The organism is Ornithinibacillus caprae (genome assembly GCF_009728145.1).
Classification (GTDB): Bacteria; Bacillota; Bacilli; order Bacillales; family Amphibacillaceae; genus Ornithinibacillus; species Ornithinibacillus caprae.
The window spans coordinates 183,806-200,878 of sequence record NZ_WOCA01000001.1 but is presented as its reverse complement, the minus strand read 5'-3'; the positions used below and the strand labels follow the sequence as shown (position 1 = coordinate 200,878).

The 17,073-nt window shown below is 34.7% G+C and carries 14 protein-coding genes and 1 other annotated feature; of the genes, 3 read left to right on the top strand and 11 right to left on the bottom strand.

The genetic code is table 11. From position 1 onward, the window contains the following. Positions 1-60: 60 nt before the first annotated feature. The gene (locus GMD78_RS00970) at positions 61-1,788 is read right to left on the bottom strand and encodes a sensor domain-containing diguanylate cyclase (protein WP_155666248.1); all 1,728 of its coding nucleotides are present in this window, start codon (positions 1,786-1,788) and stop codon (positions 61-63) included. Positions 1,789-1,967: 179 nt separating this feature from the next. Further along, positions 1,968-3,254 carry a bifunctional folylpolyglutamate synthase/dihydrofolate synthase gene (locus GMD78_RS00965; protein WP_155666246.1) on the bottom strand — a complete coding sequence of 429 codons (1,287 nt, stop codon included), beginning with the start codon at positions 3,252-3,254 and terminating at the stop codon, positions 1,968-1,970. 66 nt (positions 3,255-3,320) lie between these two features. On the opposite strand from GMD78_RS00965, the gene GMD78_RS00960 reads away from it, so the two are divergent. Then, positions 3,321-4,235 (top strand): ATP-grasp domain-containing protein, encoded by a 915-nt coding sequence (locus GMD78_RS00960; RefSeq protein WP_155666244.1) that lies wholly within the window; start codon positions 3,321-3,323, stop codon positions 4,233-4,235. Further along, on the top strand, positions 4,228-5,094 hold the full coding sequence (locus tag GMD78_RS00955; RefSeq protein ID WP_155666242.1) for an ATP-grasp domain-containing protein: 867 nt from the start codon (positions 4,228-4,230) through the stop codon (positions 5,092-5,094). Before GMD78_RS00960 ends, GMD78_RS00955 begins: the two co-directional genes overlap by 8 nt. A gap of 21 nt (positions 5,095-5,115) precedes the next feature. On the opposite strand, the gene GMD78_RS00950 is transcribed toward GMD78_RS00955, so the two are convergent. Next, on the bottom strand, positions 5,116-7,758 hold the full coding sequence (locus GMD78_RS00950) for a valine--tRNA ligase (protein WP_155666240.1): 2,643 nt from the start codon (positions 7,756-7,758) through the stop codon (positions 5,116-5,118). A gap of 131 nt (positions 7,759-7,889) precedes the next feature. After that, positions 7,890-8,115: a binding site (T-box leader), on the bottom strand. 151 nt (positions 8,116-8,266) lie between these two features. Between GMD78_RS00950 and GMD78_RS00945 the strand changes: the two genes are divergently transcribed. Beyond that, entirely contained in the window at positions 8,267-8,455 is a 189-nt protein-coding gene (locus GMD78_RS00945) for a hypothetical protein (protein WP_155666238.1), read from the top strand. Here the strand turns inward: GMD78_RS00945 and GMD78_RS00940 are convergent. The 8 genes from GMD78_RS00940 to hemA all read right to left on the bottom strand — a co-directional run bounded on the left by GMD78_RS00940 (position 8,452) and on the right by hemA (position 16,959). After that, complete coding sequence (locus GMD78_RS00940; RefSeq protein WP_155666236.1) at positions 8,452-9,456, bottom strand: protein kinase family protein; 1,005 nt, start codon at positions 9,454-9,456, stop codon at positions 8,452-8,454. The two genes, GMD78_RS00945 and GMD78_RS00940, sit on opposite strands and share 4 nt — an antisense overlap. A gap of 75 nt (positions 9,457-9,531) precedes the next feature. Further along, positions 9,532-10,602 carry a stage VI sporulation protein D gene (gene spoVID, locus GMD78_RS00935; RefSeq protein ID WP_246187532.1) on the bottom strand — a complete coding sequence of 357 codons (1,071 nt, stop codon included), beginning with the start codon at positions 10,600-10,602 and terminating at the stop codon, positions 9,532-9,534. Between the two features lie 125 nt (positions 10,603-10,727). After that, complete coding sequence (gene hemL, locus GMD78_RS00930) at positions 10,728-12,017, bottom strand: glutamate-1-semialdehyde 2,1-aminomutase (RefSeq protein WP_155666232.1); 1,290 nt, start codon at positions 12,015-12,017, stop codon at positions 10,728-10,730. Positions 12,018-12,035: 18 nt separating this feature from the next. Continuing rightward, positions 12,036-13,016: a porphobilinogen synthase gene (gene hemB, locus GMD78_RS00925; protein ID WP_155666913.1), complete on the bottom strand. Its 981-nt coding sequence runs from the start codon at positions 13,014-13,016 to the stop codon at positions 12,036-12,038. A 5-nt stretch (positions 13,017-13,021) separates the two neighbouring features. Then, complete coding sequence (locus tag GMD78_RS00920; protein WP_155666230.1) at positions 13,022-13,801, bottom strand: uroporphyrinogen-III synthase; 780 nt, start codon at positions 13,799-13,801, stop codon at positions 13,022-13,024. After that, positions 13,801-14,730 carry a hydroxymethylbilane synthase gene (hemC, locus tag GMD78_RS00915; protein WP_155666228.1) on the bottom strand — a complete coding sequence of 310 codons (930 nt, stop codon included), beginning with the start codon at positions 14,728-14,730 and terminating at the stop codon, positions 13,801-13,803. Before hemC ends, GMD78_RS00920 begins: the two co-directional genes overlap by 1 nt. 21 nt (positions 14,731-14,751) lie before the next feature. Beyond that, positions 14,752-15,570 (bottom strand): cytochrome c biogenesis protein, encoded by an 819-nt coding sequence (locus tag GMD78_RS00910; protein ID WP_155666226.1) that lies wholly within the window; start codon positions 15,568-15,570, stop codon positions 14,752-14,754. Between the two features lie 15 nt (positions 15,571-15,585). Next, positions 15,586-16,959, bottom strand: a complete 1,374-nt coding sequence (gene hemA, locus GMD78_RS00905) for a glutamyl-tRNA reductase (protein WP_343042047.1) — start codon at positions 16,957-16,959, stop codon at positions 15,586-15,588. Positions 16,960-17,073 lie beyond the last annotated feature (114 nt).

Below are 17,073 nucleotides of genomic sequence, written 5' to 3'. Positions count from 1 at the left end.
ATGTAAAAAGTAAGGCGAATATTGTCATTCTATTAATTTTTCTTTCTACAAATTAAACATTTAAACAATTTCATGTGATTTTTGATCGTTGTATATGGCTACCTTATTCCTTCCTTTGCGTTTTGCCCCTATATACATTGCTCGATCTGCATAACGTATCAATTCAATTGGAGTTTCACAGTGTGTTGGATAAGATGCTACTCCAACACTAGCTGTTACAGAAACTTCGACAAAGTTATCATTATTTAGTATATGATTAGTTAATGTAAAAGCATTGCTTGCAATGTTCTTTCGCACAATTTCAGCGATTTCCATCGCTTCAGTTAGTTCGATGTCAGGAAGAAAAATGGTAAACTCTTCTCCTCCATATCTAGCTATCAATCCCTTTTCCCCAATTAATCTTTTTAGCCTACTAGCAAGTATACGAAGAATTTCATTTCCTGCCTCATGACCATATGTATCATTAATCATTTTAAAGTGATCTAAATCCAATATAATCATGGAACAATGAGCTTTTCTACTTCCATGATTTTCAAAGAAATTGTTTAACGTATTCTCTAAATAACGATAATTATATAGCTTTGTTAACCCATCTTTTTCGCTATCAGCTTTCGTCAGTTCATAATGTTTAGCATTTTTTATTGCTACACCTAAATAACTTGTTAATATATTTAATATTCGGTGATGTATTTTTTCAAACATTCTTTTCTCTGAGGATATAACGGTTACTACTCCTATAACCTGATCGCCATATTCGATTGGTAATGATAGTACACTCTCAATAGATAATGGAGTCTCTATATGATGGAAGGATGACCAATCTTTTTTACTTTTGTAAAATAGCGGTAATTTAGAAGTCAAAACACTTTCGCTAAAAGGTTCGCGCCATTTAATTTTTTTCCTTGTTGTACTATTTTCCACATCCTCCGAGCGAACTAATGTTAATTTTCCATCTTCAGTAGTTTGATAGACATAAGCATAATCAACTGGCAATAAATTTACCAATTCACGCATAAATACATTGTACACTTCTTTAACCTCTAGATTCTGCGCTAATTGATGCCCAACTTCTCCAGTACGCTTTAGAAAACGATTAATTTCTTGATAGGAATATAGAAGTTTTAAAATAACAGATATACTAATGAAAGGAACACTTAAATAGAAGATCGCTGCTCTACCAATCTCAGAAAATAGTAAATACAATACAAAACCTACAGGGATAATTAATAGTGAGGAGGTCAATTCCCAGCGCAAACCTTTATCAAAGAATTTACTTTTTTGTCCCATTAACAACCGTTGGACCATTTTTATTGTCAATTGATTTACAATAAAAATAGATATGGCATACCCAAATATAGCTACAATTTCGATAGTATTACCATATATATTTTCACTGTGTGTACCACCAATCCACTTGTAAATCTCCGCGCTAATAACGGAAACAATGGAAAACATAAGCATATTAAGGGGAATACGATATAATTCCTTTCTCTTCAATCCAGATCTAAATAATACAATTCCAACAGCTAGCAACGTAAGGATAATTTCTACAAACAAACCAAACGATAAAAATACAGCTATACTAATTCCATTTACGAAAAAAATTGGCGCATCCTGGATGGTTAAAGGGAAAAATGCGACGATTCCCATAAAAATACCGAAAAGAAAAATATCAACCCAATTTCCATCTATATTTATATAGTAATAATGGTATGATAGCCAGAGGATCATTGGCCAAGCAACAACTGTTATTAACCACAGTATATTCATTTTCCATTTAGGTATCATAGATAAAATCCGTCCCTCTAATTAATTTCCACATATAACAAAACATGACTATTTTCTCATTTTTTAAAAACTTTCTGATAAATCGATTATAGCATAAGAATTGTTGTAATTAAAACTCGAATTAAGAAAGATAACCCTGTTAACCATAGATAAGGACTGATTTATATTTGCTTTCTATTTCAAATCTTCTTTTTTGTGAAGAACTTTCTCACCATAGTAATAAAATGTAAAGAGCCGGTTACATAATAGTCCACCTCATCTAATTCTGTTACCTTATGCATGAAACTTTTCCAATGTGGTTCTACTGTAACCTTTCGTGAATTTACAAATGACAACATTTCTGAGACAGAAGCAGCTCTAGGATGTTGAAATGATGTTAATGTAATCGAATCAAAATATGGTAAGCATTGATTGACCATAGTCTGTAAATCTTTATCTTTGAAACCAGCAAAAATTAAATGCTTTTGCTTGCCAGTTTCTTGTACAGAGACAGTTTGTAAAAATGTTTGAATTCCTGCAGTATTATGTGCTCCATCAATTATAACCATTGGATGATTATAAACTACTTCGAACCTTCCAGGAACAGTGGAAGTTTTTATTGCCTCTATAGCATGTGATACATCTAATCTAAACCCTTTTTCTTTCATTAAAGTTAATGCCATAATGGCCAATGAGGAATTCTTTACTTGATGTTCTCCCTGCATTTTTAGATTTATGAATAGATTATTACCGGTCTTATCATTCCAATAAAATTGTTGCAAATTACCCTTAATTGATAAATTATTATAATAAAAATCTTTATTGATACAATAGATCGGAACTTTTTTGAGTCGTGCTTCCGCTTCAATAATTTTAAAACTACTATCCTTTACTTCTCCAACTACCACAGGAGCACCTTCTTTGATAATTCCAGCTTTATGATAGGTTATTTGTTCGATCGTATCTCCTAAAAAAGCAGTATGATCTTTATCTACATTTGTTATAATGGACAAAATAGGAATAAAACAATTTGTTGTATCTTCTCTCCCACCCATCCCCGCTTCAATTATGGCAATATCTACATTGGAAGAGAAATACATAATTGCTAATACTGTGATGATTTCAAATTCAGATGGTTGCATACCTTCCTTGTCTAATTGGTTGATAGACGGATATAAGGCATTAATCAACTCAAGAAACACTTCTTTACTTATCGGATGATTATTATCTAAAATATGACCTTCTAGTCCATCCATACTTGGGGAAGTAAATACACCAACCCGATAATCATTCGCCATTAAGGCATTGTTTATATATTGAATCGTTGAGCCTTTACCATTGGTACCAGCAACATGAATTGCTTTTAATTTGTTCTCTGGATTGCCTTGTAAGTATAATAATTTTTGGATTCGCTCTAAACCTGGTTTAATGCCTAGTTTATTCCTACTTTGAAAAAAAGCGTTAACCTGTACCATATTCTTAAACATAAATTACAACACCAACTTCTTAGTAAGTTAAAAAAAGTATAGCATATAAGAGAGGACATACGGTATATGAATAAAACTGGATGGATTATTTATAACGGAAATTTGCAGAGTGAAAAATTCATAGATTTTGCTCAAATGCTACAAGAAGCAGCAACAAGAAAAAGTAGTAAAACAACTATTTACCGGAACAATGATTTATTAACATTCTTAAGTTCTGACCAACTGACAATTAAGAATAACAAAGACAAGGAATTACCTGATTATGTACTATTTACAGATAAAGATCTATATTTAGCGAAGCAATTTGAATTATTAGGTATTCCTGTTTTTAATAGTTCATCCGCTATTGAAATTAGTGATGATAAAATTGCAACTTATCAACAGCTAGCAAAACATCAGCTACCAATACCAAGGACAATTATTGCCCCAAAGATTTTTGTTCGTAACGATCAAAATCCAGCTTATCCTAAGCTAGATTCTATAATAGAAACCTTAGATTTTCCAATGATTATTAAAGAGGCATTTGGTTCTTTCGGTGAACAAGTCTATTTAATTCATAACGAAGGTCAATTGAAGCAAAAAATAGACGAATTACAAGGTAAAGCTTATATCTTTCAAGAATTTATAAGCTCTAGTTTTGGGAAGGATTTGCGGTTACAGGTAGTTGGAGACAAAGTTGTTGCTGCAATGAAACGATTTTCATCTAATGATTTTCGAGCAAATGTTACTGCAGGAGGAACGATGGAAGCGTATGAACCTACTGATATAGAAAAAAAACTAGCTATACAAGCAACCAAGGCAATTGGAGCAGATTTTGCTGGTGTTGATTTATTGTTGGATCCACACGATAAACCACTAATTTGTGAAGTGAATTCAAATGCACATATTAGAAATCTATTAGAATGCACTAGTATTAATGCAGCAGACGACATCATTGAATATATCCTATTGCAATTAAACGAGGTAGATCCAAATGAATAAAGGTTGGATAATTTATAGTGAGCAAGATGCATATGAAAATAAAGCATATATTAACTGGTTTATTCACGAAACAAAAGAGCAAAACTTAGACCTTACGTTAATATTACGTGAGCAGTTACAAGTAGGACTTCTTCAAAATCAACCAACAATCCTAGTGGATCATTCAATGGTAGAACTACCTGTATTTGCTGTTGTCCGAACTCCTGAGCCACTATTAAATCTCCTCCTTGAGGAGATGGGAATAGCTGTATTTAACTCATCTCATGTTGCAAGAATATGTAATCACAAAGCTTTAACTCATTTTGAAGTAAGTAAACTCCAAATCCCTATGGTTGATACTCTATTTATGAAAAAGATAAACCTCCGTACAACTCCCCCAATGTCCTTTCCCTTTGTTGTAAAGGAAGCTACTGGTAGAGGGGGAAAACAAGTATTTTTTATCAATAACCAGATCCAATGGGAAGATTGTATGAACCAGATACAATCAAATGATGTTATTATCCAAACAACCAATGTACAAATAGGTAAGGATATCAGGATTTTCGTAGTAGGTAAAGAAATAGTTGGGGCTGTATTACGGGAAAGTAATTCAGATTTCAGAGCAAACTATAAGCTTGGTGGAACTGCTACATGGTTTGAGCTAAGTAGCAATCAAATTAACATGGTTCATAAAATTATGAATCACTTTGATTTTGGGATGGTTGGAATTGATTTTCTAATCGATCATGATGGTAACTTACTGTTTAATGAAATTGAAGACGTTGTTGGTTCTAGAACATTAAGTGCTGTTAGTGATTTGAATATTCTTCAAAAATACACATCGTATATAAAAAGCAAAATAAGCGGGATGCACAGTTAATCTGCACATCCCGCTATTTTCTTATCCTTTTAATTCGGTTAATCTTGTTTTTACTTTTGCTTGCTTTTCTAGATAGTCTTGTTCTTTACGTTTCTCCTCATCAACTACAGCTTGAGGTGCCTTATTAACAAACCCTTGATTTGCTAATTTTTTCTGAACGCGCTCTACTTCATTTGTCCACTTATCCAATTCTTTTTCTAAGCGTTCAATCTCTTTATCAAAATCAATCAGACCTTCAAGTGGAAGAAATAACTCAGCACCCGTTATTACTGCTGACATCGCTTTTTCGGGTACATCAACCTCAGTGCTTATGATAAGTTCACTTGGATTACAGAACCGTTCTACATACGCTCTATTGTTCTCTAGTTCATCTGCTATATCTTGATTTTCTGTCTGAATATATAAACTAACCTGTTTAGACATTGGTGTATCTACTTCAGAACGTATATTTCTAACCGACTTAATAATTGAAACTAATCGTTTCATTTCATTTGATGCTTTTTCATCATGGAATTCACTACGAACCTCCGGCCATCTAGCTACTGTAATTGACTCTCCTTGATGTGGAAGCTTCTGCCAAATTTCCTCTGTAATAAATGGCATAAACGGATGTAGTAAACGCATCGTCTGATCTAATACATACGCTAAAACAGATTGTGTCATGGTTTTCTCATTTTCATTATCACCATATAGTGGTAGTTTCGCCATCTCGATATACCAATCACATAACTCATCCCAAATGAAATTATAAAGATGACGTCCTGCTTCACCAAATTCATACTTATTGGTATTTTTCGTAACTTGCTCAATGGTTTCATTTAAGCGAGTTAGAATCCATTTATCAGCAAGTGATTTTTCTCCTGACAGGTCAATATCATCATATGTGAAACCTTCTAAATTCATTAAGGAGAATCGAGAAGCATTCCATACCTTATTGGCAAAATTCCAAGTTGATTCGACTTTTTCCCAATAGAAACGAAGATCTTGACCAGGAGTTGAACCTGTTAATAAGAAATAGCGCAATGAGTCCGCACCATATTTTTCAATAACATCCATCGGATCTACACCATTACCAAGTGACTTACTCATTTTACGACCCTCTGAATCACGAATTAATCCGTGCATTAATACATCTTTAAATGGTTTTTTCCCGGTAAATTCTTTAGATTGGAAAATCATTCGTGCAACCCAGAAGAATATAATGTCATAACCAGTTACTAATACGTCTGTTGGGAAGAAACGTTTAAAATCCTCCGCTTCTTCATCTGGCCATCCCATTGTAGAAAATGGCCATAGCGCACTAGAGAACCATGTATCAAGTACATCCTCATCCTGCACCCAATTTGCAATATCAGCTGGAGCTTCCTTGCCTACATAAACTTCTTTCGTTTCCTTATGGTACCAAGCTGGAATTCTATGACCCCACCATAATTGACGAGAAATACACCAGTCCCGAATATTATCCATCCAATTCAAATACGTTCTTTCAAAGCGCGGTGGATAAAAATTCACCTTATCATCTGTATCTTGCATTTCTACTACTGCATCGGCAAGTGGCTGCATTTTAACAAACCATTGTGTTGATAAATAAGGTTCTACAACTGCTCCACTTCGTTCTGAATGCCCTACTTGGTGTGTATGTTCTTCAATTTTAAATAGTACACCTTGATCCTGTAGGTCTTTTACAATTTGTTTTCGACAATCAAAGCGGTCTAGACCTTCATATTTACCTGCATTTTCATTCATTGTTCCATCTTCATTCATCACAAGAACTCGTTCTAAATTGTGACGATTTCCAATTTCAAAATCATTCGGATCATGTGCAGGTGTAATTTTAACCGCTCCTGAACCAAACTCCATATCGACATAATCATCAGCTACAATTTGAATTTCGCGACCGACAATTGGTAATACAACTGTTTTGCCAACTAGATGCTTATATCGTTCATCTTCAGGATGTACTGCTATTGCCGTATCACCTAACATTGTTTCTGGCCTAGTTGTAGCAATTTCAATCGTTTCATCACTATCCTTTATTGGATATTTCATATGATAAAACTTACCTTGTACTTCCTCATAAATTACTTCAATATCAGATAATGCTGTTTTGGTTTGTGGATCCCAGTTAATTATATACTCCCCACGATAAATTAATCCTTTTTCATATAACGTAACAAACACTTCTTTTACTGCATTAGATAAGCCTTCATCTAATGTGAAACGCTCACGGGAATAATCTACACCTAACCCTAATTTTTCCCATTGAGCACGGATAAATTGAGCATATTCTTCCTTCCACTCCCAGGCCGTATCTAAAAACTTTTCGCGGCCTAATTCATAACGGCTTTTACCTTGTTCTTTTAATTTAGCTTCTACTTTCGCTTGAGTAGCAATACCTGCATGATCCATTCCTGGTAACCATAAAACATCATATCCTTGCATCCGCTTCATGCGAGAGATTGTATCCTGCATAGTAGTATCCCAGGCATGACCTAAATGTAGCTTTCCAGTTACATTTGGTGGTGGAATAACAATTGAAAAAGGTTCCTTTTCTGGATCTCCTGTTGCCTCAAAAAATTTACCATCAATCCAAAACTTATACCGATTCTTTTCTACCGATTGTCGATCATACTTAGACGGTAGTGATGTTTCCTTTTCACTCATACTCTTGACCTCCTAAAGTTAATAAATCGACTTTATTCAAAAAATTATTGCTTTTTCAAGTAATGAAACATAACGTGTATTAGCAACAATCTAAGCGAAAAAAGCCTATTAAAAAACCCTTTCCATCCTAATAAAAGGACGAAAAGGGTATATTTCCGTGGTACCACCTTTGTTTACAAGTAATGATTTCTTGTACACTCGAATTGATAACGGTCAATAACCGGCTTCTCCTACTTATCGTTCAAAGAAGCAGCATCAAGGGCGACCTTCCAAAACATCATCCTAGGAAACTTCCAGCTCATGGTTTCCCTCTCTGAAGGCGATAAATTTTGTACTCTTCCCTCTCAAAGCCTTTATTACAATTTCTGCAACATAATTATTTATATATTGTAGCCAAATTCTTTTATAAAATCAACTATTATAATAAGAATTGCACAAATTTACTACATTTATACATATAGTATATCAGAATGACTGATTAGGTGAGTACTTAAAAAGGAGTGATCGTATGGCAAGGTATTATCGCTACCGTCTACCACCATGGGCCAGAAAGTGTATTATCGTTGCTGAAAACGTTACATTACCGTTGTTAATCTTTCAATTAATTCGTACCATTTTAATACCAACAACCTTTGACGTATTATTATTATTAATCTTAGCTGGGATATTTATTTGCTTTTATATGAAGTGGATCTAACTTTCGAGATCATCTAGTGAAATACTTTCATATTCAGACTCCACATAATCAGAAAATTTTAATGCGAATACCATTTGTCTAAAGACGTGCTGTATTCGCTTTATTTGTTGTACCATAGATAGGTTAGATGAGTCTTGATAGGAACGAATATAATCCATATAAGTTGTTGGATCTAATAGGTAAATAGACAATAAATATAATTCACTGTTTTGCAGTTTATTTTCATCGGTATATTGTCCAAAGTGTTCGATAAAAGATTCAATTGGTGCATCATAATGGATTACTTCTTCTTTAAAAAAGGTTGCTAAATCTAAAATTGGATTATCAAAAAACGTTTTTTCCCAATTGATCAGATAGGTTTGATTATCATTAACAACGTGATCATAGCTTAAGTTACCGTGACATAAACTTATACTCCATGTCTCTTCATCCTCCAATTCACTTATGAGCTGTTCAATACGACGTTGAATGGTTACAAATACACGTTCAAGTACATGATAATGTGTACAAACTAATAATTCGAACGGTGACATGTATTTTTTTTGCTCGAATTGTTCCACACATGTTAATAGAGAATTCCGATTGGTTTCACAGTATTTTTGATAACGATTAAATGATGAAATAAAAGACCTACTGGAAATAGTCTGTTTCTTTTTCGTACTCCCATGGATATAACCAATGGACCTATAAAGCTTTTCGATTGTTATAGCTTCTTTCCTATTTTCAAGCCAAGGTGTCACATAAAACACTTCTTCATTAACGGTTTCATAAAGACTACCTTGTCTCGTAAGATAAACCGGAATTACATTTAATAACTTATTGGAATTAGCAATATGGAAAACACTTTCCCATTTTCTAATACTTTCTTTAGAAAGTGAACTTTTCTTTAAGGCATAACATTGGTTACTGTGGTCTGTAATTCGATACAAGCGACTAGTAATTGGTTCAATCTCTACCGGCGTAATTCCATAACTACGTAAAATAGTTCGGATTTTTTCCAACAAATTCACCACCAGTTTCAAAACTCCTAAAATAATTATACCCCTTAGCTAATTCTAGCAAGGGGTATTAATGTATTAATCTTTCTTCTTTGAAGGGATATACAATAACTGACCTTCTGTGACATGATCATCAGTCAGACGGTTTTGATTAACGATTTGAATCGACGTAGTGTCATAACGTTCTGCGATCGATTCAAGTGTATCTTTTTCTTGTACAATACATAGTCGCATTTTCGTATAGGATTCTTCTTCATTTCTAAACATATCAGATAGATACCGTAAGTCTGCTTTTTCTTTAGAGCTACTTTCTCCACTTTCCCTGCTTAAATCACTGCTTTCAAATGGACTAGGAGATTCCTCAAAATCCAAATAACCCGATGAAACATCTGGAGATTCAGCTACTAGTTCTACAGACTCTGGTGAATCACTAGAGTCTGGATCCTCTTTGTTAAAAAATTCTGCAAAAGACTGAGTCTGTTTTTTATATTTCCACCTCCCACCTTCTGGGTCCTCATCATCTCCTTGAATAGATGTGGATAATGTTGGTGTATTCGTTAAATCTTCACTCTCAACTACATCTGGAGATTCCTCTTTCTCTTTTTTAATTTCAAATTCAAAGGCATCCTCCGCTTCTCTTTCCTCAGGTTCTATCTCATTATCATCAGTAACTTCGACAGAGTAATCCTCATTACGGGATTCTTCTACTTGATCATTAATTCCATGAATCTCTATAGTAGATTTTAATTGTAATTGATTAGGTTCTGGTAATTCATAGTCGAATGAGGTAATCATAACCGTAACATCATCAAGATCCTCTACTCGATAGGTTGGAACAGAAATCTCAACTGGAAAACGGTGCAAAAACTCTGCACTTCCTTGGTCAGTATCGACTACTCTTTCCATATAGCGTTTCGAATGGTAACCTTCTGTGAAATAATCTTCTTCATTTTCTCCCTGCTCATGATCTGCTTTTAAATATGATCCTTGTAACTCTACTACCCCGCGTATTGAAATATACTCATTGAATGGTTGAATTGAAATTTCAGGTTCTAAGGATATCCCCATAATTTCTCCAACTTCCTGTCCTCTTTCAAAATAAAGAGACTCGTTCAACTCAAAACTAAACACGGATTGATCGTTTGACAAGTGACTTCCTCCCTTCAGCATAAATCCATATACTTACATGTCTTAATTATCTATATGAAAGCTCATATAAGGATATGCTTCACAAAGGGAAAAAAGCTACCCATGGAGAGTAGCTTTTTTACGATTTACTTATTAATTTTAGAAAAAGCATTTCTTACTGCTTGAATAGTCTTTTCTATATCTTCGTCCGAATGTGCTGTTGATAAAAATAATCCTTCAAATTGAGAAGGAGGTAAAAATACACCTTCCTCAATCATTGCTCGATAGTATTGAGCAAAATAATCAAGATTAGACTTCTGTGCAGTTTCATAGTTTATAACTGGTTCATCCGTGAAGAAAACCCCAACCATTGATCCTGCTCGATTAATTTGTAGTGGGATATCAAATTCTTCAGAAGCTTTTCTAAAGCCTTCCATTAAACTTTCAACTTTTTGATTAATATCTTCATAGGAAGACTCTGATAAAGCATTTAAAGTTTCATATCCTGCTGTCATAGCTAACGGATTACCTGACAGTGTACCCGCTTGATAAATCGAGCCAACCGGAGCAACTTTTTCCATTATTTCTCGTTTTCCACCGTATGCTCCAACTGGTAGTCCCCCACCAATTACTTTTCCTAGGCAAGTTAAATCCGGTGTAACGTCAAAATGACCTTGTGCACAATTGTAACCTACTCGGAAACCAGTCATTACCTCATCAAAAATAAGTACGGTTCCGTTTTCTTCCGTAATGTTTCGCAACTCTTGTAGGAAGTTATCTTTAGGAGGAACTACTCCCATATTACCTGATACTGGTTCAACAATAACTGCAGCTAAATCATCACCAAAGTTATCAAACGCGTACCTTACACTTTCTAAATCATTATAGGGTACTGTTATCGTATTTTGGGCAATAGATTCAGGCACTCCTGGGCTATCTGGTAACCCTAAAGTAGCGACACCGGATCCTGCTTTAATTAGTAAAGAATCTCCATGCCCATGATAATTTCCTTCAAATTTCAAGATTTTATCTCGCCCGGTGTAACCTCTTGCAAGACGTAAGGCACTCATGGTTGCCTCAGTTCCTGAATTAACCATCCGTACCATTTCAATAGACGGTACACGATCAATAACTAGTTGAGCTAATTTATTCTCTAACGTAGTAGGGGCACCAAAGCTTGTTCCTCTAGCCACCACATCTTGTAATTTCTCTACTACTCGGTCATCTGCATGCCCAAGAATAAGTGGCCCCCAACTTAAAACATAGTCAATGTACTCATTTCCGTCTATATCATAAATTTTAGAACCCTTTCCATGCTCCATGAAAATGGGTGACATTCCAACTGATTTAAATGCTCGTACAGGTGAATTAACACCTCCTGGCATTAAATCAACCGCCTCTTTGTAGGCATCCACTGAATTTTGAAAGTTTTTCATACTACCACCTCACAATTTTTATTCACTTAGCCATTTAGCAACATCTTTAGCAAAGTAAGTAATGATTAAATCTGCTCCCGCTCTCTTCATCGCAGTGAGCTTCTCTAGAACCAATTCTTTTTCATTAACCCAACCGTTAAGCGCTGCAGCTTTAACCATTGAATATTCCCCGCTTACATTATAAGCTACGACAGGTAAATTAAAGTTATCTTTAACTTCCCTAACTATATCTAGATAAGACATAGCTGGTTTGACGATTAAGAAATCTGCACCTTCTTGTACATCAGATTCCGCTTCACGTAAAGCTTCGATTCGATTAGCAGGATCCATTTGATAGGTTTTTCTATCGCCGAATTGTGGAGTACTATCTGCTGCATCTCGGAACGGACCGTAAAATGCTGACGCATATTTAACGGCATATGACATAATAGGTATATTGTGATATCCTGCATCATCCAATGCTTTACGAATGACTGCTACAAAACCATCCATCATATTAGATGGTGCAATAATATCTGCCCCTGCCTCTGCTTGAGAAACAGCTGTTTTTGCTAATAGCTTTAATGATTCGTCATTATCTACATCATGATTATGAATCACACCGCAATGACCATGTGAAGTGTATTCACATAAGCATGTATCAGCGACTACCAGCATATCAGGAAATTCTTTCTTAACAAGTCGGGTTGCTTCCTGGATCATCCCATCTTCTACATAAGCACCTGTACCAACTTCATCTTTCTCATTTGGTACACCGAACAAGATGATAGACTTAATCCCTAACTGATAAACTTCCTCTACTTCACCTTTTAATAAATCTAAGGAAACTTGGAAAACACCTGGCATGGAAGGAACTTCATTCTTTATATTTTCTCCTTCAATAACAAACATTGGATAAATGAAATCTTCCGTTCGCAAATGATTCTCCCTTACCATTGCCCGCATTGCATGTGAAGAACGTAGACGGCGATGTCTTTTAAATTCTGGAGTTTGTCCCATTTTCATTATCCTCTCTCTTTAAAATTACTCATACATTCAATCATTCCATCAATTGTGTATTCAGTAGGAACAACCGTATTTATAAAGCCGAGTTTTCGAGCACGCTGTTCCGTAGTTGTACCAATACATACACATATCGTGTTGAAAGCTTTGGTTTTAAGCTCACCCGCTTGGATCATTTGAACAAAAGCTTCAACAGTGGATGGGCTCGTAAAGGTAATAAAGTTAAACGTATTTTCCTCTAAAACCCTATTTAAACGATCTTGAATTCCTTCATCAAAGATGGTTTCATAAACTTCTATTGTATCAAATTTTATTTCTAGTTGATTAAACTTTTCAGGTAAAACTTCTCTTGAAAGATTCCCGCGAATAAGTAGAATTGGTTCACGTTCTGGCACAGATGACAGAAATTCTTTTGCCATTCTTTCAGCATTATAAATAGTCGGCTTAAAACTCGGAGTTAACCCATATTCTTTTACAGCATTGCCTGTTTTGTTCCCAACAACAGCTATATTAATTGTTTGTATTTGGTTTACGTTAATATGATATCTTTTCAATAGCTGAAAAAAACAATGAACACCATTTGAGCTTGTAAAAAATAGCCACTTATAACGAAATAATCTACTTAGTATTTCTTCGGTGTTACGATCTTTCTTACATGAAATTTTTAATAGAGGTACCTCGATTGGAATACCACCATATTCTAATATTTTCTCGGAAAATTGTTTGGCTTGCATTTTTTCCCGAGTCACCAGTATTTTCTTTTCATGTAATGACCTGGACATTAGTTGTCCAGCTCCTCTTTTACTCTTTCAACAATTTCCTTTGCACCTTGGTCAATTAGTTTATTCGCAGCTATTTGACCTACCTCTTTAGGGTCTGTGCCTCGTACAACTTCTTTGATAATCGTTTTCCCATCAGGTGTTCCTACTAAAGCCGTTAATACAACCTCATCTCCATCTAAATATGCGTAACCACCAATTGGAACTTGACAGCCGCCTTCTAATAAATGTAAGAACGTTCTTTCAGCAGTAACTGTACGTGTTGTATGCTCGTCATTAATCTTAGCTAATAAATCTCTTACTTCCGTATCATCTTCCCTACATTCAATCGCTAAAGCACCTTGTCCAACAGCAGGAACACAAACTTCTGGATCTAAGTATTCCGTGATAAGGTCCTCACTTAAGCCAACACGTTTCAAGCCTGATACGGCTAATATAATAGCATCATAATCTTCCTCTTGTAATTTACGAATTCGAGTTTCAATATTTCCACGAATCCATTTTATAGAGACATCTGGCCTTTCGGCTAATATTTGTGCAGCACGACGCAAACTACTTGTTCCAACTATAGCACCTTTTGGAAGTTCTTGTAGTGAAACGTTATTTTTAGAAATAAATGCGTCACGGTGATCTTCACGAACAGGGATGGTTGAGATAGTTAACCCTTCCGGCAGTGAAGCAGGCATGTCCTTCATACTATGTACAGCAAAATCAATCTCTTTATCGTACATCGCCTGTTCAATTTCCTTAACAAACAATCCTTTTCCTCCAACTTTTGAGAGGGTGACATCGAGGATTCGATCACCTTTAGTTACGATTTTTTTAATTTCAAACTCATTTGGAATACCCGCTTCCTTCAATTGATTAATTACCCATTCTGTTTGTGTTAAAGCTAAATTACTTTTTCGTGAACCAACTACTATCTTACGCATATTTCTTCCTCCTTAAGGTCATTAAAAATGAAAATTTGACAGTATACTAAACAAAAAGAAGTTAATAAGTAATATTAAAAATGCAGCTATATTGTATGTTGCGATCGTTTTACCTGTATACCCTGAAACGATTCGTAAAAGTAAATAACAACTATAGACGATTAACACTAGTATCGACCCAATTGTTTTCAAATCAAACCAATAAAATTCAGCTTGTGATACAAATGCCCAAACAAACCCCAAAATAATTCCAATTAATAAGACCGGAACACCGATTGTTACAGATCTAAAGGAGTATGTATCGAGCAATTCCAAGTCTCCAAATCTCCACATCCATTTTAACCCTTTTTTCTTTTTTAAAAAAAGATATTGCATAATGTACATGACCGAAAATAGAAACGATAAGGTAAAAAATCCATAGGAAACGATCGCAAACGTAATATGTGTAATCAAAATCTCATGAACCAATCGTATCCCACTGTCTTGCATACTCTCCTGAGCACGAGTTAGAATAAATAATAATAAAATAAAAAACCCAAATAGATTTGTGAAAAACACTATAAAATGCACATTAAACAACCGGTTTATAATGAGTGAAAATGTAACTAAAATCCAGCTATAAAAAAATAGACTATCGGTTAATGTTGCGATCGGAAAGCTTTGTGCAATAAATATCTGAATAAATAAAAAAACGGTTTGTAATATCCAAACCATACTAAGTAACCAGAAGGCTAGTCGATTCGCCTTCCGGTTTTGTTGTATAAAATCAATAAAGTATCCAATTAGACTTAATACATATACGAATAATATAATTTCATATAGCCATTTTGCCTCAACCATCCAAGAAATCCTTTCTTATCGACTAGCCAATTTTTCAATTAAAGGAAAGGATACTTTATGATCCATTGTTGCTTTCATTACCGTGTCATTTTTTTTTGCTTGGTTTGCAATTTCTTCTTTTACTTCTTTTTCAATTCCAAAAATATCGATAAACAATTCTAGTGCATCTTCTGCCTGGTCACTAGCTGCTAATTCTTTTGCTTGTGTGATCGGTTCTTTTAATAACTGATTAATAATGCTCTTCGTATGTTTGTTTAGAACTTTTCTTTCTCGCTCAGTTAAATCAGGCATCTTTCTTTCAATGCTCTTCATCGTCTCAGCTTGAATTGCTAAAGCTTTTTCCCTTAATGCAGAGATTACCGGAACTACGCCTAATGTTTTTAACCACTCATTAAAGGATACAATTTCTTCTTCTAACATTAGCTCAATTTTCTCAGCAGCTTTTTTTCTTGCCTCTAGATTCTGATCGACAATATGCTGTAAATCATCGATATCATATAGGAATACATTATCTAGACTGCTTAGGGCTGGATCAAGATCCCTTGGAACAGCAATATCAACTAAGAATAATGCTCTACCTTTTCGCTGTTTTTGAATTGGAGCTAATGACTCTTTTGTTAAAACAATATCATTAGATCCAGTTGAGCTAATTAAAATATCAGCAGTTAATAAAACATCATGTAAGCGATCAAGTTGTTCTGCTTTTGCTTGGAATTTTTCAGCAAGCTGTTCTGCTTTAGAATAGGTACGATTCACAACCGTGATACGAGACGCTCCAGACCCTTGTAAATTTTTAGCAGCAAGCTCACCCATTTTTCCTGCACCTAATATCACTACATGCTTATCATTCAAATGGCCAAAGATTTTCTTAGCCAATTCCACCGCAGCATAACTAACAGAAACTGCATGTTCTCCAATAGCAGTTTCTTTTTGAGTACGCTTAGCAAATGTAATTGCCTGCTTAAATAATTCATTAAATATAGTGCCTGTTGCTTGTATTTTTTGAGAGGTTAAAAAAGACTGCTTAACTTGTCCAAGAATTTGCGTCTCACCTAACACCATCGAATCCAGACCTGTTGACACTCGAAATAAATGCTCTAAGGCTCCATCATCTTCAGTAATACGTAAGTATGAAGTAAATTCCTCTTTATCGATGTTAAACCAATCTGCTAAAAATTGTTTAATATAATATCGGCCAGTGTGTAGCTGGTCTACCACTGCATAAATCTCTGTACGATTACAAGTAGAGACAATAACATTTTCTAGAATGCTCTTCTGTTTTTTCAATTCATTCATTGCTTCATGAAGTGACTCTTCAGAAAATGTAAGTTTTTCTCTTATTTCTACAGGAGCACTTTTGTAATTAAATCCAACTTTAAGTATATGCACCTTATCTCTCCTCCATTAAAACAAGAGGTTCAAAAGATTAAATTTGAACTCACGCTTATAGTATGCTTATTTTATTATAGCATAGGTAAATGTACACATTTTTTTATTTTGTGA